The organism is Inquilinus sp. CAU 1745 (assembly GCF_039839375.1).
GTDB lineage: Bacteria > Pseudomonadota > Alphaproteobacteria > DSM-16000 > Inquilinaceae > JBDOQU01.
Genome location: NZ_JBDOQU010000015.1, coordinates 1 through 16,523, shown reverse-complemented (window position 1 = coordinate 16,523; position 16,523 = coordinate 1). Strand labels below are relative to the sequence as shown.

At 66.7% G+C, this 16,523-nt stretch carries 22 protein-coding genes; 8 read left to right on the top strand and 14 right to left on the bottom strand.

Going from position 1 to position 16,523, the window contains the following annotated elements; translation table 11 throughout:
* From AAFN89_RS16160 to AAFN89_RS16150, 3 genes are all read left to right on the top strand, one after another.
* Complete coding sequence (locus AAFN89_RS16160; protein WP_347540168.1) at positions 1 to 426, top strand: phasin family protein; 426 nt, start codon at positions 1 to 3, stop codon at positions 424 to 426.
* A 61-nt stretch (positions 427 to 487) separates the two neighbouring features.
* Entirely contained in the window at positions 488 to 823 is a 336-nt protein-coding gene (locus AAFN89_RS16155; RefSeq protein WP_347540167.1) for a tRNA-binding protein, read from the top strand.
* Between the two features lie 104 nt (positions 824 to 927).
* A complete protein-coding gene (locus AAFN89_RS16150) occupies positions 928 to 1,083 on the top strand; it encodes a hypothetical protein (protein WP_347540166.1) in 156 nt (51 codons plus the stop codon).
* Positions 1,084 to 1,092: 9 nt separating this feature from the next.
* Here the strand turns inward: AAFN89_RS16150 and AAFN89_RS16145 are convergent, their stop codons facing one another.
* The 3 genes from AAFN89_RS16145 to AAFN89_RS16135 form a co-directional block, all read right to left on the bottom strand.
* Positions 1,093 to 2,478 (bottom strand): ATP-binding protein, encoded by a 1,386-nt coding sequence (locus AAFN89_RS16145; protein WP_347540165.1) that lies wholly within the window; start codon positions 2,476 to 2,478, stop codon positions 1,093 to 1,095.
* Positions 2,478 to 3,176 (bottom strand): response regulator transcription factor, encoded by a 699-nt coding sequence (locus tag AAFN89_RS16140; protein ID WP_347540164.1) that lies wholly within the window; start codon positions 3,174 to 3,176, stop codon positions 2,478 to 2,480. Before AAFN89_RS16140 ends, AAFN89_RS16145 begins: the two co-directional genes overlap by 1 nt.
* A 64-nt stretch (positions 3,177 to 3,240) precedes the next feature.
* Positions 3,241 to 3,744, bottom strand: coding sequence for a MarR family transcriptional regulator (locus AAFN89_RS16135; protein WP_347540163.1), 504 nt, complete (start codon positions 3,742 to 3,744; stop codon positions 3,241 to 3,243).
* Positions 3,745 to 3,876: 132 nt separating this feature from the next.
* Here AAFN89_RS16135 and AAFN89_RS16130 point away from each other — a divergent pair, with 132 nt between their 5' ends.
* Positions 3,877 to 4,779, top strand: a complete 903-nt coding sequence (locus AAFN89_RS16130; RefSeq protein WP_347540162.1) for a branched-chain amino acid aminotransferase — start codon at positions 3,877 to 3,879, stop codon at positions 4,777 to 4,779.
* 108 nt (positions 4,780 to 4,887) lie between these two features.
* Here AAFN89_RS16130 and AAFN89_RS16125 read toward each other — a convergent pair whose 3' ends face one another.
* Positions 4,888 to 5,340, bottom strand: coding sequence for a molybdenum cofactor biosynthesis protein MoaE (locus AAFN89_RS16125; protein WP_347540161.1), 453 nt, complete (start codon positions 5,338 to 5,340; stop codon positions 4,888 to 4,890).
* 1 nt (position 5,341) lies between these two features.
* The gene (gene moaD, locus AAFN89_RS16120) at positions 5,342 to 5,593 is read right to left on the bottom strand and encodes a molybdopterin converting factor subunit 1 (RefSeq protein WP_347540160.1); all 252 of its coding nucleotides are present in this window, start codon (positions 5,591 to 5,593) and stop codon (positions 5,342 to 5,344) included.
* Positions 5,594 to 5,752: 159 nt separating this feature from the next.
* Here moaD and AAFN89_RS16115 point away from each other — a divergent pair, with 159 nt between their 5' ends.
* Positions 5,753 to 5,989 (top strand): hypothetical protein, encoded by a 237-nt coding sequence (locus AAFN89_RS16115; RefSeq protein WP_347540159.1) that lies wholly within the window; start codon positions 5,753 to 5,755, stop codon positions 5,987 to 5,989.
* Here the strand turns inward: AAFN89_RS16115 and glp are convergent.
* The 6 genes from glp to AAFN89_RS16085 form a co-directional block, all read right to left on the bottom strand.
* Entirely contained in the window at positions 5,961 to 7,214 is a 1,254-nt protein-coding gene (glp, locus tag AAFN89_RS16110) for a gephyrin-like molybdotransferase Glp (protein ID WP_347540158.1), read from the bottom strand. The two genes, AAFN89_RS16115 and glp, sit on opposite strands and share 29 nt — an antisense overlap.
* Positions 7,214 to 7,711, bottom strand: coding sequence for a molybdopterin-guanine dinucleotide biosynthesis protein B (gene mobB / locus AAFN89_RS16105; protein ID WP_347540156.1), 498 nt, complete (start codon positions 7,709 to 7,711; stop codon positions 7,214 to 7,216). Before mobB ends, glp begins: the two co-directional genes overlap by 1 nt.
* 36 nt (positions 7,712 to 7,747) lie before the next feature.
* Positions 7,748 to 8,266 (bottom strand): DUF2062 domain-containing protein, encoded by a 519-nt coding sequence (locus AAFN89_RS16100; protein ID WP_347540154.1) that lies wholly within the window; start codon positions 8,264 to 8,266, stop codon positions 7,748 to 7,750.
* 46 nt (positions 8,267 to 8,312) lie between these two features.
* On the bottom strand, positions 8,313 to 8,933 hold the full coding sequence (gene pgsA, locus AAFN89_RS16095; RefSeq protein ID WP_347540153.1) for a CDP-diacylglycerol--glycerol-3-phosphate 3-phosphatidyltransferase: 621 nt from the start codon (positions 8,931 to 8,933) through the stop codon (positions 8,313 to 8,315).
* Positions 8,934 to 8,963: 30 nt separating this feature from the next.
* Positions 8,964 to 10,862, bottom strand: coding sequence for an excinuclease ABC subunit UvrC (gene uvrC / locus AAFN89_RS16090; RefSeq protein WP_347540152.1), 1,899 nt, complete (start codon positions 10,860 to 10,862; stop codon positions 8,964 to 8,966).
* A gap of 356 nt (positions 10,863 to 11,218) precedes the next feature.
* The gene (locus AAFN89_RS16085; protein ID WP_347540150.1) at positions 11,219 to 11,995 is read right to left on the bottom strand and encodes an SDR family oxidoreductase; all 777 of its coding nucleotides are present in this window, start codon (positions 11,993 to 11,995) and stop codon (positions 11,219 to 11,221) included.
* 151 nt (positions 11,996 to 12,146) lie between these two features.
* On the opposite strand from AAFN89_RS16085, the gene AAFN89_RS16080 reads away from it, so the two are divergent.
* Positions 12,147 to 12,785: a LysE family translocator gene (locus tag AAFN89_RS16080; protein WP_347540149.1), complete on the top strand. Its 639-nt coding sequence runs from the start codon at positions 12,147 to 12,149 to the stop codon at positions 12,783 to 12,785.
* A gap of 72 nt (positions 12,786 to 12,857) precedes the next feature.
* Here the strand turns inward: AAFN89_RS16080 and AAFN89_RS16075 are convergent, their stop codons facing one another.
* On the bottom strand, positions 12,858 to 13,433 hold the full coding sequence (locus AAFN89_RS16075; protein ID WP_347540148.1) for a hypothetical protein: 576 nt from the start codon (positions 13,431 to 13,433) through the stop codon (positions 12,858 to 12,860).
* A gap of 143 nt (positions 13,434 to 13,576) precedes the next feature.
* Here AAFN89_RS16075 and AAFN89_RS16070 point away from each other — a divergent pair, with 143 nt between their 5' ends.
* Positions 13,577 to 14,977: an FAD-linked oxidase C-terminal domain-containing protein gene (locus AAFN89_RS16070; protein ID WP_347540147.1), complete on the top strand. Its 1,401-nt coding sequence runs from the start codon at positions 13,577 to 13,579 to the stop codon at positions 14,975 to 14,977.
* A gap of 22 nt (positions 14,978 to 14,999) precedes the next feature.
* Here AAFN89_RS16070 and AAFN89_RS16065 read toward each other — a convergent pair whose 3' ends face one another.
* Positions 15,000 to 15,629: an ABATE domain-containing protein gene (locus tag AAFN89_RS16065; protein WP_347540146.1), complete on the bottom strand. Its 630-nt coding sequence runs from the start codon at positions 15,627 to 15,629 to the stop codon at positions 15,000 to 15,002.
* 69 nt (positions 15,630 to 15,698) lie between these two features.
* Here AAFN89_RS16065 and AAFN89_RS16060 point away from each other — a divergent pair, with 69 nt between their 5' ends.
* Entirely contained in the window at positions 15,699 to 15,923 is a 225-nt protein-coding gene (locus tag AAFN89_RS16060; RefSeq protein ID WP_347540145.1) for a hypothetical protein, read from the top strand.
* A 13-nt stretch (positions 15,924 to 15,936) separates the two neighbouring features.
* Here AAFN89_RS16060 and AAFN89_RS16055 read toward each other — a convergent pair whose 3' ends face one another.
* Positions 15,937 to 16,173 carry a hypothetical protein gene (locus AAFN89_RS16055; RefSeq protein WP_347540144.1) on the bottom strand — a complete coding sequence of 79 codons (237 nt, stop codon included), beginning with the start codon at positions 16,171 to 16,173 and terminating at the stop codon, positions 15,937 to 15,939.
* Between the last annotated feature and the right edge of the window lie 350 nt (positions 16,174 to 16,523).

The window sequence follows — 16,523 nt, the reverse complement described above, 5'->3', positions numbered from 1 at the left end:
ATGGCCACGAAGCAGAGCGCGCCCTTCTGGGATTTCGACGTGACCCGGATGATGGGTGATTTTCGCATGCCCGGCATGGATGCGGAGGCCGTGATGACGGCTCAGCGCAAGAATGTCGAGGCGCTGACCGCCGCCAACCAGCGCGCGATGGAAGGAATGCAGGAGGTCGCCCGCCGCCACGTGGAGATCATGCGCCGGGCGGTGGAGGACATGACCGCCTCAGTTGCGGAGTTCGCGACCGCCGGCACGCCGGAAGCCAAGGTCGCCAAACAGGCCGACCTCACGAAGGCGTCGTTCGAACGAACCCTCGCCGGCATGCGCGAACTGTCGGAGATGCTGGCCAAATCCAATGCGGAGGCCGCCGACATCATCAACAGGCGCATCGCAGCCATGCTGGACGAGACCGGGAAAAAGCCCGACAAATAATCACCACCCCTCGTCCTGAGCTTGTCGAAGGACGTTCTCCCCTTCGCTCCACAGGCTCGTCATGACCATCAGTTTCGATGATTTCCTGAAAGTCGACATCCGCGTCGGCACCGTCGTCTCGGCCGAACCCTATCCGGAGGCGCGGAAGCCGGCGATCAAGCTGGTCGTCGATTTCGGGTCGGAGATCGGGCGGAAGAAGACCTCCGCCCAGATCACCCGCCACTATTCCATCGAAACGCTCGTCGGCCGGCAGGTGGCGGCGGTCGTCAATTTCCCGCCCAAGCAGATCGGCAAGTTCGTCTCCGAAGTCCTGGTCCTGGGCTTCGCCGACGTCGAAGGCGGCATCGTCCTCATCGCCCCCGACCAGAAAGTCCCCGACGGCGGCCGCCTGCATTGATCCCTTGTTGGTCATTCCCGACCTGATTGGGAATCCATAGGCCGCCGCCGCTTCACCGGGGGCGAAGGAGCGGGCGCGGCCGGACGATCTTCGACACCGTATGGATGCTGGATCAAGTCCAGCATGACGTTGTTTTTGTTGGTCATTCCGGACTTGATCCGGAATCCATGGGCCAGCGCCGCCGCGCCGGCGGTGAAGAACCGGACGCAATTCCACCCGCCTTCGACGCCGTATGGATGCCGGATCGGGGTCCGGCATGACGGGCACATCTAAACCGGCAGGCGGATCACACAGCGGAGGCCGCCTTGCGGGCTGCGGGACAGGGCGATGTCGCCGCCATGGCCGCGGGCCACGTCGCGGGCGATGGTGAGGCCGAGGCCGGTGCCGCCCGTTTCCTTGTTGCGGGACCGGTCCAGGCGGAAGAAGGGGCGGAACACGTCCTCCAGTTGCTCCTCGGGAATGCCGGGGCCGTCATCGTCGATCACGATCACGGCGGTGTCCTCGTCCAGCCCCGCAGTCACCTGGATATGGTCGGCGTGGCGGCGGGCGTTCGACAGCAGGTTCGCCAGGCACCGCCGCACCGCCTGCGGCCGGAGCGACAGGATGAGCGGGCGGGAATCCATCCTGAAATCGATGGTCGCCCCCTCCCGCCGGGCGGCCGCCACCACGTCGCCGAGCAGAGTCTGGAGGTCCGTCGGCGCCGGCGGCTCCGCGCCCTCGCCCCGGGCGAACGCCAGATAGCCCTCGATCATCCTCTCCATGTCGGTGACGTCGGCGCGCAGCTCCTCCGTTTCCGGATTGTCGCCCAGGATCGCCAGTTGCAGCTTCATCCGGGTCAACGGCGTGCGCAGATCGTGGCTGACGCCTGCCAGCATCTCCGTCCGCTGAGTGATCTGCCGCTGGATGCGTTCCTGCATGATCAGGAAGGCCCGCGCCGCCTGCCTCACCTCCTGCGCGCCCTCGGGCTTGAGGGAGGGCACGTCGCGACCCTTGCCCAGCCCGTCGGCGGCGATGGCGAGGCGGCGGATCGGCCTGATCTGGTTGCGCATGAAAACGATCGCGACGGTCAGCAGCACGAAGCCCGATCCCAGCAGCCACAGGATGAACACCCGGCTGGTGGAACTGAACAGCCGCCGGCGCGGCACCACCACCTCCAGCACCCCGTCCTCCAGCAGGATGCGGACGACGACCCATTCCTCCGCGACGTTGGTCGTCACCGTGAAGGGCTGGCTCAGGCGCTCGTCCAGCGCGCTGGTGATCTGGCCGGCCAGATTCTCGAAATCGAAGACTTCCGGAACCTCGCCCAGCGCGCCGTCCGGTTCGAACGACACCAGCAGCGACATGGTGCGCGACGCCTGGGAGAACAGCGCCCGCCGCTCGGCCGGCGGCAAATCCCGGCTTTCGCTGATGAGGAACCGCACCTCGCCGGCCACGCCCTCGGCCAGCCGCTTGGTCATCTCGTCCCAATGGGTGTCGAAGAAATAGAAGGTCGCGATCGCCTGCATCAGCAGCATCGGCGTCACGATGATCATCAGCGACCGGCCGAACAGCGTCCGGGGCAGCAGCCGCTTGATCGCCGGCCGCCGCCGCGCGCCGTAGCCGGCGGGGCCGCGAAGCCCCGAACGGCGGGGCGGCTGGGTGGCTTCCTCGGCCATCAGCCGTCGGGCCTCAAGATATAGCCCTCCCCGCGCACGGTGTGCAGGTAGCGCGGCATCCGGGGGTCGGGCTCGATCTTGCGCCGCAGCCTAGTGACCTGGACATCGACGGTGCGGGCGTTGCCGGTGACGCGGCTGCGCTCCGTCAGCTCCTCCCGCGACAGCACGGCCCCGGCATTCTCCGCCAGGACGGACAGCAGGCTCGCCTCCGCCGTCGTCAGGCGAATGCGTTCCTCGCCGCGCCACAACTCCTCCCGCACCGGGTCGAAGCGGACCGCGCCCAGACGGATCGGGCCGGCGGCGGGCCGGGCGACGGGCCGGGGCGCGACCACGCGCCGCAGGATCGCATTGATCCGCAGAAGCAGCTCGCGCGGCTCGAACGGCTTGGTCAGATAGTCGTCCGCGCCGCTCTCCAGCCCCCTGATCCTGTCGTCGGCCTCGCCCATCGCCGTCAGCAGCAGGATCGGCGTCTCCGCCGCGTCGCGCATCGACTGCGTCAGCTCCAGCCCGCTTTCGCCCGGCATCATCACGTCGACGACCATCAAATCGAAGCGGATGGAGGCCAGTTTCGCCCGCGCCTCGGCGGCGTCGCCGGCCATTGTCACCAGGAAGCCGTTGTCCGACAGATAGCGCCGCAGCAACTCCCGCAGGCGACGGTCGTCGTCGATCACCAGGATATGAGGCTTCTCGGACATCATCGCGGCCAATCTAGCATCCGGCGCGGCGGCTGTGTCCCCCGGGCAGGGCGACGCCGAGAGAATGTCACCGGCGGCGCTCCGCCTTCCCGCCGGCGGCGGACGCGGGGGCCTGTTCGGGCTCCATGATCCCGGCCAGCACCAGCCGGAACCCCTCGACCGCCTCCGCCCCGGCCTGCCGGTAGGCCCGCGCGATGCGCCGCCGCTGGTTCTCCGACAGGTCGCGCTCCAGCTCTTTCCCCTGCTCGGTCAGCTCCAGAAGTCGCTGACGGCGGTCCCGCGTGCCCTGCTTCTGGATGACATAGCCCTTGCCGACCAGATCCCCCAGCACCCGCGACAGGCTCTGCTTGGTGATGCGGAGGATCTTCAGAAGCTCTGTCACCGTGATGCCGGGGTGCCGGCCGACGAAATAGATCACCCGGTGATGGGCGCGGCCCAGCCCCAGCAGGGCCAGCATCGCGTCAGGTTCGGCCGTGAAATCACGATAGGCGTAGAACAGCAGCTCGATCCCCTGCCGCAATTCCTCTTCCCTCAGGAACAGCGGATTTACGATGGGCTTCAGGTCGGTCATGTGCGGGCTTCATATCAATCACGCGTTGGGTGCAAGGCTGATGATACGTCAGGATTATTGACACAGTCACGAGATGAACGTTACATAAGTGACGTTAGTTGAGAAATTTTAGAATAAACGAAGGCTGTGATCATGGCGCTTGTTCCATTCGACGATCGTGAGGGCACCATCTGGCAGGACGGCAAGCTGGGTCCGTGGCGGGACGCCAAGGTGCATGTCCTGACCCATGGGCTGCACTATGCCTCCAGCGTGTTCGAGGGCGAGCGCGTCTATGGCGGCCAGGTCTTCAAGCTGTCGGAACATTCCCAGCGCCTGATCGATTCCGCGAAGATCCTGGGCTTCGACCTGCCCTACACGGTGGCGGAGATCGACGCCGCGACCATGATGGTCGTCCGGGACAACAACATCGTCGACGGCTATGTCCGCCCGGTCGCCTGGCGCGGGTCGGAGATGATGGGCGTCTCCGCCCAGCACAACACCATCCATCTCGCCATCGCGACCTGGGAATGGCCCAGCTATTTCTCGCCGGAAGCGCGGCTGAAGGGGATCAGGCTCCAGACCTCCAGTTGGGCGCGCCCCGCCCCGACCACGGCGCCCGTGCGCTCCAAGGCCGCCGGCCTCTACATGATCTGCACCATGAGCAAGCATCTGGCGGAACAGCAGGGTTATCACGACGCGCTGATGCTGGACTATCGCGGCCAGATCGCCGAGGCGACGGGCGCCAACATCTTCATGGTCATCGATGGCAAAATCCACACGCCGACGCCCGATTGCTTCCTGGATGGCATCACGCGGCGGACGGTCATCGATCTCGCCCGCCGGAACGGCATGGACGTGGTCGAACGGGCAATCCGGCCGGAGGATCTGGCGACCGCGACGGAAATCTTCCTGACAGGCACGGCGGCGGAGGTGACGCCGGTCGGTGAGATCGACGGCAGGATCTTCACTCCCGCCCGCATCACCCAGACGCTGATGGCCGCCTATGACGAGGAAGTCAGGCGCCCTGTCGCGGCGGAGGCACAGGCGGCGGAGTAACAACCACCCTCACCCTCCCGCTTCGCGGGTCCCTCCCTCTCCCACAAGTGGGAGAGGGTCAAGTTGGTAGCCCTCGCCCCTCCGGGGAGAGGGTTGGGTGAGGGGCCTTCATCCTCGCCAGCGCTCCGCGGCCTCGTTGTCGGACGCCTTGGCCTCCACCCAGCGCGGGCCGTCCGGCGTCTCCTCCTGTTTCCAGAAGGGCGCTTGGGTCTTCAGCCAGTCGATCAGGAAGCGGCAGGCGTCGAAGGCGGCGTCGCGGTGGGGGGAGGCGGCGGCGACCAGGACGATCCTCTCCCCCGGCTCCAGCTTCCCATAGCGATGGACGATCAGCGAAGCGTCGAGCGGCCAGCGGCGGTTGGCCTCCTCCTCGATCTCCCGCAACTTGCGCTCCGTCATGCCGGGATAATGCTCCAGCGTCATCGACCGGATCGGGCTGTCCCCGGCCATGTCACGGACAAGGCCGACGAAGCTGACGATGCTGCCGATGCCGGCGTTCCCGGCTGTCAGCGCGGTAACCTCCGCCCCCGGATCGAAATCCTCCCGCTGCACCCGGACCGCCATCTCAGCCCCCGGTCACCGGCGGGAACAAAGCGACCTCGTCCCCCGGCTCGATGGGGGAGGACGGCGCGGCGAACTCCTGGTTGACCGCGACCTTGACGACGCTTTCATGGGCCAGAGCCTCCGCATAGGCGGGACCGCGCCCCTTCAGCCAGACGATCAGCCCGGCCACGTCCCGCACATCGGCCGGCGGGGACACCTCTTCCTCCGCCACGCCGATCTTTGTGCGCAGCCATGCGAAATAAAGCAGTCTCATCGGCCGTAGTATCCGGTGGCTACATTTCCAGGGTTCATGCGTACTCTCTTATGGCGTCCGTGCAAGGCCAAAGGAGAGCATCGCTAGCCACAAAGGGGATTGTCACGAAAGATTCCAGATACTTATGATAAGACTCTTACCGTAACTTGGTAAGTAGGCATGACGGCAAGGTTCAATGATCGGGACGCCGACCTGTTCGGCGACATGGCGCGGGCGCTCAGGGAAGCGGCTGAGGAACTGCGCGCCGCCAAGAAGGTGAAGCGCGACAGGCTCTCCGCCCAGCGGCTGGAGACCTATGCCCGGGAGATCGAACTCAACCTGCGCCAGCCGGACCTGTTCCCGAACATGGCTGACGCCGGGCCGCCGGTCAGAAACCGTCGAAGGAAAGGAAGCTGACGGTTTCGCCAGGGCGAATCTCGGTCACCTCCTCCCCCAGCTCCACCAGCCCGTCCGACTCCACCACCGAACTCAGGATTCCCGCGCCGTCCCTCGGATGCTTGACCGCGCGGGGGCGGCCGTCCTCGCCGGTCTCCAGCGTCACCCGGACATATTCCCGGCGGTCCTTCTTCTTCCGGTAGCCGAAGGCGGCGGTCACGGGAAAGAGGCGCGGGGCGGTGCGCTCGGCCCCGGCGCGGCGCAGCAGCAGCGGTCGCGCCACAAGCAGGAAGGTCACCAGCACCGCCACGGGATTGCCGGGCAGGCCGATGAAGGCGGTGGAGCCGATCTGTCCCAGCGCCACCGGCCGGCCGGGCTTGATCGCCAGCCGCCAGGCATGGACCGCGCCGCCCGCCTGCTCCACCGCTTGCTTGACGTGGTCCTCCTCGCCGCCCGACACGCCGCCGGAGGTCATCAGCAAATCGTGTCCGGACGCGGCGTCGCCCAGCGCCCGGCGAAGGCGGCCGGCATCGTCCGGCAGGATGCCAAGGTCGGTGATCTCGCACCCCAGCCGCCGCAACAGCCCGTGGAGGGTGAAGCGGTTGGCGTCGTAGATCGCGCCCTCCGGGGTCGTTGTCCCCGGCTCCCGCACTTCGTCGCCGGTGGAGAAGAGGGCGACCTTGAGGCGGCGAAAGACCGGCAGTTCCGCCAGGCCGATCGAGGCGGCGAGGCCCAGATCGGCCGGCCGCAGCCGCCTGCCGCGCTCGAGGATGGTCGAACCCTCGGCCACATCCTCCCCTGCCAGCCGGTAGTTCGCGCCCTTCCGGATGCCGGGCGGGATGGAGACGGTGTCGCCGTCGACCTCGCAATCCTCCTGCATCAGCACAGTGTCCACCCCGGAGGGCAGGGCCGCGCCCGTGAAGGCGCGCAGGGCCGATCCGGCCGGGAGAGGGTCCGCAAGGGGATGCCCCGCCGCGACCCGCCCCGCCAGGGGAAGACGGGTCGGGCCGTCGGCGGCCAGGTCGGCGAACCGGACCGCATAGCCATCCACGGCGGAATTGTCGTGCGGCGGCACCGACCGGCCGGCGACGATGTCGGCGGCGAGGATGCGGCCCTCCGCGTCGGTCAGCGGCGCGGCTTCGGTCTCGTCGATCGGCGGCAGCCGCCGCTCCAGCTCCGTCAGCGCGTCCTCGATCCGCATCAGCTTTCCGCCGAAGGCGAAGCAATCGTCGGTCAGCTGGGCCATCAGGCGACGCTCTCCCGGATCACCAGATCGGCGATCCCGGCGATGTCGTCCAGATCCAGCACCGGCACCGGCGCGTCCAGCGCGTCCGGCCTGTCGGTGGCGATCCCGACGATATGGGGGTCCTCCGGCTGGAGCGCAGGCTTTCCGACAATGGCGCGGTAGACCTCCAGCTTCGGGTGAGATTCCCGCTTGAAGCCTTCGACGATGACCAGATCGACCGGCGACAGGCGGCGCAGCAACTCCTCAAGCGACGGTTCGGGCGCGCCGCGATGTTCGTGCATCAGCGCCCACCGGTTGGCGGAGCTGACCAGCACCTCATGGGCGCCGGCCTCCCGATGCCGGTAGCTGTCCTTGCCCGGGCTGTCGACGTCGAAGGCATGATGGGCATGCTTGATGGTGGAGACGGCGAGCCCGCGCCCCGTCAGTTCCGGGATCAGCTTCCCGACCAGCGTCGTCTTGCCGCTGCCGCTCCATCCGGCCAGCCCGAAGATCCTCATGATGGCCGGATCCCGGCGGGACGGAGGGCGACCGTGTTATGCCGACCGCTGGCGCGTATCGCCGCGCAGCCGGCGGCGCTTCTCCAGCCTTTCGCCGATCCAGTGGCCGATATGATATCCCGCGATGGTCGCGGCGATGGCGTAGGGCAGGCTGCCCAGCAGGGCGATGCCGAAGAACTGCCAGCTTTCCAGAAGAACATTCCACGGCCCCTCTTCGGCCACCCGGGCGATGACCGACTCTATCCCGCCGACGCCGGGATGGCAGGAGGGAATGATGGCGCACCCGCTCAGGAAATAGAGCGAATAGATCGGCGGGATGGTCAGCGGATTGGTGACGCCCGTCAACACGATCGCGACCGGAAAGTTGAACGGCCGGTCGATCGCGCGCGCCACCGCCCAGCACAGCGCCACGCCGATGACCTGGACGCCGACGCTGGCCGTCAGCCCCCAGAACATCCCCATGGCGACGGTCAGTGCGACCGTCGGCGGGTCCAGGCGGAGCCGGTTGATCGGTTGCAGGAAGCGGCGGAAATAGTGACGCCTTAGGAATTTCAAAGCGTGTGTCTGGGTTTCGGCGGGATCGAAGGGTCGGAAGGAGGAATCAGAAGGAGGCGCCGGCGGCGGTCTTGGGCGGGCTTTCCCGTTTGGCGGCGGGAGGCGGGCTTTCCTCCAGCGCCTGGCGCATGCCTTCGCGGAAATAGGCCCAGCCGGTGACGATGGTCAGCAGCCCGGCCACCCAGACGCCGATCTCGCCGATCGCGACGGTCGGCAGCGCGGCAGGCCCGTAGGGACCGACGATCAGCACGGCAAGCGCGGTCATCTGGACGCCGGTCTTCCATTTCGCCAGGCGGGAGACGGGCAGGCCCTTGGCGTCCATGCCGGCGAGGAACTCGCGCAGGCCGGAGATCAGGATCTCCCGCAGCAGGATGATCAGCGCCGGGATGACGGCCCAGCCATTGATGTGGTCGAAGGCCAGCAGCAGCATCAGCGTCGCCGCCACCAGCATCTTGTCGGCGATCGGGTCCAGCAGCTTCCCCAGGGGGGAGGTGGTCGACATCCGGCGGGCCAGGTAACCGTCCAGATAGTCCGTCGCCGCCGCCACCGTGAACAGGGCGCAGGCGGACCATACCGACCAGGCGGCGTCGATGAAGAACAGCACCACCAGGATCGGAATGCAGATGATCCGGGCGATGGTCAGAAGGTTGGGTAGGCTTGTCAGCATCTTAGGTCAGCGCTCTGTCGGGCCCGCACTTTAGCCCTCGGGGTGGAAATGGGCATAAATGTTTTTTGCGACGGTTTTGTTGATCCCCTCGACCGCCTCCAGATCGGCCAGTCCGGCCCTGGAGACCGCCCGGCCGGAACCGAAATGCATCAGCAGCGCCTTCTTGCGGCGGGGCCCGATCCCGGGGATCTCGTCTATCGGCGAGACGCCGATCGCCTTCGTCCGCCGCGCCCGGTGTGTGCCGATGGCGAAGCGGTGGGCCTCGTCGCGCAGTCGCTGCAGGAAGTAGAGCACCGGGTCGCGCGGCTCAAGGCTGAAGGGCGGGCGGCCGGGCATGAAGAAGCGTTCCCGGCCCGCGTCGCGATCGGGCCCCTTGGCGATGGAGACCAGCGCCACATCCTCGATTCCCAGATCGGCGAACACCTCGCAGGCGACGCTGAGCTGTCCCTGGCCGCCGTCGATCAGCACCAGGTCGGGCCAGCCGGCGGTGCCGCGGTCGGCGTCCTCCTTCAGCGCGCGGGCGAACCGGCGGGTCAGCACCTCCCGCATCATCGCGTAATCGTCGCCCGGCGTCACCGGTCCCTTGATATTGAACTTCCGGTAGGCGTTCTTCACGAACCCGTCCGGGCCGGCGACGACCATGGCGCCGATCGCATTGGTCCCGCCGATATGGCTGTTGTCGTAGACCTCCACGCGCCGCGGCGCGACGTCCAGCCCGAACGCCTCGGCCACCCCTTCCAGCAGGCGCTGCTGGCTGGCGGTGTCGGCCATGCGGCGGGCCAGCGCCTCCCTGGCGTTGGCCAGCGCGTGATCGATCAGCCGCTTCTTGTCACCGCGCCGGGGCACGGCCAGCCGGACCTTGTGGCCGGCATGGACCGACAGCGCCTCGGCCAGCAGGTCGGCCTCCTCCAACTCATGGCTCAGAAGGACATGCTTCGGCGCAGGCTTGGAATCATAGAACTGGCTGACGAAGGCGGTCAGCACCTCCGCCGAATCCTGCGATTTGTCGTGGCTGGGGAAGTAGGCGCGCGTGCCGTAGTTCCGGCCGCCGCGGAAAAAATAGACCTGGATGCAGGTCTGGCCGCCGGCCTGGTGGGCGGCCAGCGCGTCGGCATCCGCGATCCCCTCGACATTGATGTCCTGATGGGCGTGGATCGCCGACAGCGCCCTGATCCGATCGCGGTACTTGGCCGCCTTCTCGAAATCCATCGCCTCGGACGCGGCCAGCATCTTGCGGCCGAACTCGGCCTGGATCGCCTGGCTCTCGCCGGTCAGGAAAGCGCCCGCCTGGGCGACCTGGGCCGCGTATTCCGCCTCGCTCACATAGCCTACGCAGGGCGCTGTGCAGCGCTTGATCTGGTATTGCAGGCAGGGGCGGCTGCGGTTGGCGAAGACATTGTCCGAACAGTTGCGCAGCAGGAAGGCCCGCTGCAGCGCCACGATCGTCCGGTTGACCGCCCCGGCCGAGGCGAAGGGGCCGAAATACTTTCCGGGCTTCGTCTCCGCCCCGCGATGCTTGGTGATGCGGGGGTAGGGGTGGTCGCCGGAGATCAGGATGTGCGGGAACGTCTTATCGTCCCGCAGCAACACGTTGTAGCGCGGCATCAGCCGCTTGATCAGATTGGCTTCCAGAAGAAGCGCCTCGACCTCCGACCGGGTGACCACGAACTCCATGGCCCTGGTCTCGGCGATCATGCGCAGCAGGCGGGCGGGATGCTTGCCGGTCTGGGTGTAGCTGTAGACCCGCTTGCGCAGGTTCCTCGCCTTGCCGACATAGAGCGGCTCGCCCGCTTCCGTCAGCATCCGGTAGACGCCGGGGCCGTTGGGCAGCGTCTTCAGGTGCCGCTGGATCACCGCCAGACCCTCCGGCAGGGACGCCGGTCCGGCGCGCCGCGCTTCCGCTGGCGGGGAGTGATCGGGGCTGGTCATCGCATTGCCATGTCGGGTGTTTCGGGCCTCGCGGCAATGGCGCAGCCGGCATTCGCGCTGATATCCACCAGCCCTGTGGAAAAGTTTTGGGAAAAGCTGTGATGGGATGGACACCCACGGCGGGATTCCGAGGCGAGGTACGGTTTGCCCAAAAAATGTGCAATTGTTATAGTCATTTGAATTCAAACGAAAAAATCAAAGTCAAGCCGTCATGCTTTCGTCATCTTGCCGGATTTGACGGTTGAAGAAGCTTGGGGGGAGGACATGCTGTCGCATGTGAACAACTCCGGCCAATTCACCGTTTGGTCACCCGTCCCGCAATCCGTCCGGCGACTCAATGCCTTGCGGGGCGACCTTCATTCGATTGGTAGGACCTGTGACGGGTGTTGCGCCCATCCCAGATGCTCTCCCCCGTCCAGCGCGATCATCTGCCCCGTCATTGCCGGCGCGTCCAGGATGAACTGGATCGCCGCGGCGATCTCCGCCGGATCGGTGCGCCGGCGGAGCGGGATGTCCTCCCATTGCCGCCGGAACTCGTCCTCCGTCTGCCGGTCGCTCCGCAACGTCGGGCCGGGTCCGATGGCGTTGACGCGGATGCGCGGCGCCAGCGCCATGGCCAGCGTCCGCGTCGCCGTCCAAAGGGCGGACTTGCTGATCGTATAGGAAAGGTAGTGCGGCGTCAGGTTCCAGACCCGCTGGTCGATCAGGTTGACGACATTGCCGCCGGCGTGCTCCGGCAATTGCCGGGCGAATTCTTCCGTCAGCACCACGGGCGCGCGCAGATTGACCTCCATATGCAGGTCCCAGAGGTCCCGCCGCGACTCCCCGATTCCGTCCTCCATGAAAGGGGAGGCGTTGTTGACCAGCAGGGTCAGCGGCCCCAGCGCCTCGACGGCGGCGGGGATAAGGCCCCGCGTCTCCGCCTCGCGCGTCAGGTCCGCGCCCAGCGCCGCCGCCCTCCCGCCCGCATCGCGAATCGCTCGGGCCAGATCCTCGGCCTCCGGGCCGCCGGTATTGTGGTGGATGGCCACCGCCCAGCCGCGATCGGCCAGGGATCGCGCTATCACGCGCCCGATGCGGCGGGCGGCGCCGGTGACCAGGGCGGCGCGGGGAGGGTTGGAAGGTGCTGACATGCCGCCACAGTCGGGGAGGGCGCGCCGACAATCAAGCATGGCGAGCATCGGGAAAGTTGCGAGGAATACGACCGCAAGATCCGGATAGCGCGCCGCGCGGTTCCGCATTAGCGTCCGGCCTTCATCTCCACTGGATTCAAGGCTTCCTCCCATGCTGCCCGATCCCCATACGCTCGGTATCTTCCTAGTCGCGGTGAGCGTCCTCATGGTCACGCCTGGTCCCGACATGCTGTTCATCGCCGCCAACGGCATCGCCCAGGGGCCGCGCGCGGGGCTGGTTTCGGCGCTGGGGGTAGGCGTCGGGTGCCTGGTCCACACGGTGCTGGCGGCGATCGGCGTCTCGGCGCTGGTGCTGGCCTCGCCGGTCGCCTTCGACGCCATCCGGTTCGCCGGGGCGGGCTATCTCGCCTGGCTGGGCGTGCAGGCGATCCGCAACCCGTCGATGCTCGACCTCCACGTCCGGGCGGCGCGTCGGCGGTCGGCCTGGACGATTTTCCGCGGCGGGGTCCTGTGCAACGTGCTGAACCCGAAGGTGGCGATCTTCTTCATCGCCTTCCTGCCGCAGTTCGTCGACCCGGATGCCGGCGCGCTGGCGGTCCAGCTCGTGACGCTGGGGGTGCTGTGCACGATCGTCGGCACCGCCTTCAACATGCTGGTCGGCCTGTCGGGCGGCGGGATCGGGCGCTATCTGGCCGCCCGGCCGGGAGTAGCCCGGATCCAGGGCTGGATCTCCGGGCTGATCTTCCTCGCGCTCGCGGTCAGGCTGGCGGTGGTCGGGCGGACCAGCTAGTGCGATGCTTTCAACGCTTGGTCCCCAAGCGTTGAAAGCTGAATCGCACTAGATTCAGTACACTAGCGTCCCTCAGAGGCAGCCGTCGCGGGCGAGCTGCATTCCGGCGGACGTAGTAATGTAGGTTTCCAGCGGATCGCCTTCCGCGTCGATCAGGGAATTGAAGCGGCTCTCCCGGATGCGGCAATAGGATTCGGTCGAATAGCGGTTCAGGAACTGGCTCTCCTCATTGGCCAGCGCCGTCCGGTATTCGTCGAACAGCGCCGGACCATTGCCGCCTTCCGTCGCGTTGAAATACCGCGTCAGCCGCTCCTCGGCGTCCGTCAGCATCTCCTCATTGCGCGCGTTGAACGCCTGGTACTGGTCGTAGAGCGTCGGATCGGCATAGCTCTGGGTGCAGGCGAGGCTGGCCTGCATCAGCTCGGTATGGATCTTCATCAGCGTGTCGGCGTTGGCTTCCTCGCGCGGCAGGCATTCGCCCGCCGCCGGATTCCGCGCCTGGCTGTTGAGCTGCCGCAGCGCCTCCATCGCCTCTTCCCTGGTCGCGCCCATGTCGCGGCCGACCGTCGCCTCTTGGGCCGACGCCTGTGTCATGGGCAGAATTGCGATGATGGCGACGCCGGCGAGACGGCGGAACGTAAGGGCCATGAGGGCACTCCTGAAGGACGGGTTATCGCTGCTTCATAAACGATAGTGCCGCGATCGGGTTGCGCCAGTCGACCCGGTATGGGAATTCCGGCGGCGCTGCCTTAGGGTGAGCCGCAGCGCTTCCCTCGTCCGGAGACAGACCCATGACCGCCGACCCGGCGCTCCATCGCATCGACACGCCCCGGCCGCTGATAGAGGAGCTTCGCGCGCTGCTCGGCGACCGGCTTTCGACTTCGGCTTCGGTGCGGGAGCAGCATGGCAAGGGCGAAAGCTACCATCCCATGATGGCGCCCGACGCCGTCGCCTTCGCGCAATCGACGGAGGAGGTGGCGGCGATCGTCCGGGCCTGCGCCGCCCACCGGACGCCGATCATCCCGTTCGGCACGGGCACTTCTCTGGAAGGCGGCGTGGTGGCGCTGCATGGCGGGATCACCATCGACCTGTCCGGGATGAACGCCGTCCTGCGCGTGTCGGCGGAGGATATGGATTGCACGGTCCAGGCCGGCGTCACCCGAAAGCAGTTGAACGACCATCTGCGCGATACCGGGCTGATGTTCCCGATCGATCCCGGCGCGGACGCCTCGATCGGCGGGATGACCGCCACCCGCGCGTCGGGCACCAACGCCGTCCGCTACGGCACGATGCGGGAGAACGTGCTGGGGTTGACGGTGGTGTTGGCCGACGGGCGGATCATCCGGACCGGCACGCGCGCCCGAAAGTCCGCCGCCGGCTATGACCTGACCCGGCTCTTCGTCGGGTCGGAGGGTACGCTGGGGATCATCACGGAGATCACGCTGAAGCTGCACGGCATTCCCGAAGCCGTTTCGTCGGCCGTCTGCCCCTTCCCCTCGATCGAGGATGCGGTCAACACGGTCATCCTGACCGTCCAGGCGGGCGTGCCGGTGGCGCGGATGGAGCTTCTGGATTCCGCGACCATGGATGCGGTCAACCGTTACGCCAAGCTGGACTACGCGGTCGCGCCGACGCTTTTCTTCGAATTCCACGGGACGGAGCGCGGCGTGGTGGAGCAGGCGGAGCAGGTGGAGGCCATCGCCGCTGATTTCGGCGGCACGGAATTCCGCTTCGCGACCAGGCCCGAGGACCGGTCCCGGCTATGGCAGGCCAGGCACGATTCCTATTACGCGGTCCTGGCGACCAAGCCCGGCTCCGACGGGATGGCGACCGATGTCTGCGTCCCAATCTCCCGCCTTGCCGACTGCATCACGGAGACGGTCGCGGACGTCGAGGCGTCGGGCATGATGGCTCCCATCGTCGGCCATGTCGGCGACGGCAACTTCCATCTGCTCTACCTGCTGCCGCCGGGGGACGAGGCGGAATATGCCCGCGCCGCCGACCTACATGAACGCATGGTGCTCCGCGCGCTGGCTCATGGCGGCACCTGCACCGGCGAACATGGCATCGGCTACGGCAAGATGCGATTCCTGGAGGCCGAACATGGCGAGGCTGTCGCCGTGATGCGCCAGATCAAGGCGGCGCTCGATCCCGACAATCTGATGAATCCGGGCAAGGTGGTGCGGGCCTGAGGGCAGTATGAGAGTCGGCGCCTCAGCCCTCCTTCCGGCGGCTATAATGCCGCGTCGCCTTGGCGCGGTTGCCGCAGACGCTCATGTCGCACCAGCAGCGCTTGCCGTTCTTGCTGGTGTCCAGGAACATCCAGTCGCAACTGTCCCCGGCGCAGAGGCGCAGCCTGTCGGCCGGCGCCTCCGTCATGACATCCGCGAGAGACCGCAGAACCGGCCATAGCGGCCGGTCGAGCGTTTCTTCCGGGGTGTCCCATGCCCAGCCGATCTCGCCGGCGCCGGTTCCGTCGGCAAGGCGCAAGTGCGCCATCGCGGCTCCCAGCGCCGCGTTGATCTCAGCCATCGGCTTCGCTGGCAGGGGCGTCTTGTCGATCCGCGCCGCCAGCGCCTCGAACATCGCCGCCCGGACGGAGCGGGCATGTGCCGCCGCTGTCCGCGCTGCTTCGGGATGCTCCGTCGCGCGCCGCCGCAGGCCCTCGGCCTCCGTCGGGGAGAGGCTGCCGGCGGCGACCCCCCACCTCAGCAGGTCCTCATAGGTTCGCAAATCGTCGCGGTCGGCCGAAGGTCGGCTCGCCACCGTATTGACGAAATCCAGGCACAGCGCGCCGCCGACGAAACCGTACCTGCTCCAGAGCGTGCCTTGTGTTTCAACCATCAAAAAGTGTTTGACAGGTTATTCGACTCCTGTCAACCATAACCTTCTAAAGTGATTTAGGAGGTTCAAATGACCATCGCGACATCCATGCGGTCCATCGGCGCGAATCTCGGAACCGGCCATCGCCATGATGCAGCGATCGCCCTGTTCAGAATGTTCCTGGGAAGGTCAGGCCGGCGGCGTCCGACGGGGCTGGACGGCCTCGACGATCGGATGCTCAAGGACATCGGGCTCGCCCGGAGGGACGGCGGCGATTATTATGTGCCGCTCGATCCCTGGATCGAACGGCGGTGAGGACAAAAAGCCCTCAGGCGGAAATCGCGACCGGGAAGAATTCTGAGAATGATTTCAGCGCCAGCGTCCGCTGCTCGTCGAGCACGTCGTAACCGCGTTCGACATGGTAGTGGAAGCGGACATGGGGAATTCCCAGAGGATCGCGCGACACCGCGATCACCCGCGCGGTTTCCGACGGGCTGTCGGGCCGGGACCGGCAATAGCGGCCGCCCTCCACGATCTCGGCGGATTTGTTGGCTCGTCTGAACATCGGTCTGGCTCCCTACAAACACGAACCGAATTGTTGCTGATACCGATAATTCACATGAAGGATTGACTAATTATTAACAGGATATTCGTTAGTATTTGATGTTTATTTAGCTGCCATCCGACGCTCCACCTCGAAGGGTGCAGTGCCCACATGGTTCGACAAGCTCACCATGAGGAGAAAAGGCTCCGGCTTGGCCCGGTCCTTCGCCGGCGGTGCAGCGTCGCGGACCCATGGATTCCTGTGTGTTGGATGGTTGCTATGATGGGAGCGGGAAGGAGGCCGTTGGATTCGAGGTCGCCCGATCGGTAGACCGTATGCTGGCCTGGCCCCTTCCCGCTCGTCTTGCACCA

Bases quoted from the DNA above. Each gene is read 5' to 3' on its own strand.
- AAFN89_RS16160 (WP_347540168.1), top strand. From the start codon at position 1: ATGGCCACGAAGCAGAGCGCGCCCTTCTGGGATTTCGACGTGACCCGG.
- AAFN89_RS16155 (WP_347540167.1), top strand. From the start codon at position 488: ATGACCATCAGTTTCGATGATTTCCTGAAAGTCGACATCCGCGTCGGC.
- AAFN89_RS16150 (WP_347540166.1), top strand. From the start codon at position 928: ATGCTGGATCAAGTCCAGCATGACGTTGTTTTTGTTGGTCATTCCGGA.
- AAFN89_RS16145 (WP_347540165.1), bottom strand. From the start codon at position 2,478: ATGGCCGAGGAAGCCACCCAGCCGCCCCGCCGTTCGGGGCTTCGCGGC.
- AAFN89_RS16140 (WP_347540164.1), bottom strand. From the start codon at position 3,176: ATGATGTCCGAGAAGCCTCATATCCTGGTGATCGACGACGACCGTCGC.
- AAFN89_RS16135 (WP_347540163.1), bottom strand. From the start codon at position 3,744: ATGACCGACCTGAAGCCCATCGTAAATCCGCTGTTCCTGAGGGAAGAG.
- AAFN89_RS16130 (WP_347540162.1), top strand. From the start codon at position 3,877: ATGGCGCTTGTTCCATTCGACGATCGTGAGGGCACCATCTGGCAGGAC.
- AAFN89_RS16125 (WP_347540161.1), bottom strand. From the start codon at position 5,340: ATGGCGGTCCGGGTGCAGCGGGAGGATTTCGATCCGGGGGCGGAGGTT.
- moaD (WP_347540160.1), bottom strand. From the start codon at position 5,593: ATGAGACTGCTTTATTTCGCATGGCTGCGCACAAAGATCGGCGTGGCG.
- AAFN89_RS16115 (WP_347540159.1), top strand. From the start codon at position 5,753: ATGACGGCAAGGTTCAATGATCGGGACGCCGACCTGTTCGGCGACATG.
- glp (WP_347540158.1), bottom strand. From the start codon at position 7,214: ATGGCCCAGCTGACCGACGATTGCTTCGCCTTCGGCGGAAAGCTGATG.
- mobB (WP_347540156.1), bottom strand. From the start codon at position 7,711: ATGAGGATCTTCGGGCTGGCCGGATGGAGCGGCAGCGGCAAGACGACG.
- pgsA (WP_347540153.1), bottom strand. From the start codon at position 8,933: ATGCTGACAAGCCTACCCAACCTTCTGACCATCGCCCGGATCATCTGC.
- uvrC (WP_347540152.1), bottom strand. From the start codon at position 10,862: ATGACCAGCCCCGATCACTCCCCGCCAGCGGAAGCGCGGCGCGCCGGA.
- AAFN89_RS16085 (WP_347540150.1), bottom strand. From the start codon at position 11,995: ATGTCAGCACCTTCCAACCCTCCCCGCGCCGCCCTGGTCACCGGCGCC.
- AAFN89_RS16080 (WP_347540149.1), top strand. From the start codon at position 12,147: ATGCTGCCCGATCCCCATACGCTCGGTATCTTCCTAGTCGCGGTGAGC.
- AAFN89_RS16075 (WP_347540148.1), bottom strand. From the start codon at position 13,433: ATGGCCCTTACGTTCCGCCGTCTCGCCGGCGTCGCCATCATCGCAATT.
- AAFN89_RS16070 (WP_347540147.1), top strand. From the start codon at position 13,577: ATGACCGCCGACCCGGCGCTCCATCGCATCGACACGCCCCGGCCGCTG.
- AAFN89_RS16065 (WP_347540146.1), bottom strand. From the start codon at position 15,629: ATGGTTGAAACACAAGGCACGCTCTGGAGCAGGTACGGTTTCGTCGGC.
- AAFN89_RS16060 (WP_347540145.1), top strand. From the start codon at position 15,699: ATGACCATCGCGACATCCATGCGGTCCATCGGCGCGAATCTCGGAACC.
- AAFN89_RS16055 (WP_347540144.1), bottom strand. From the start codon at position 16,173: ATGTTCAGACGAGCCAACAAATCCGCCGAGATCGTGGAGGGCGGCCGC.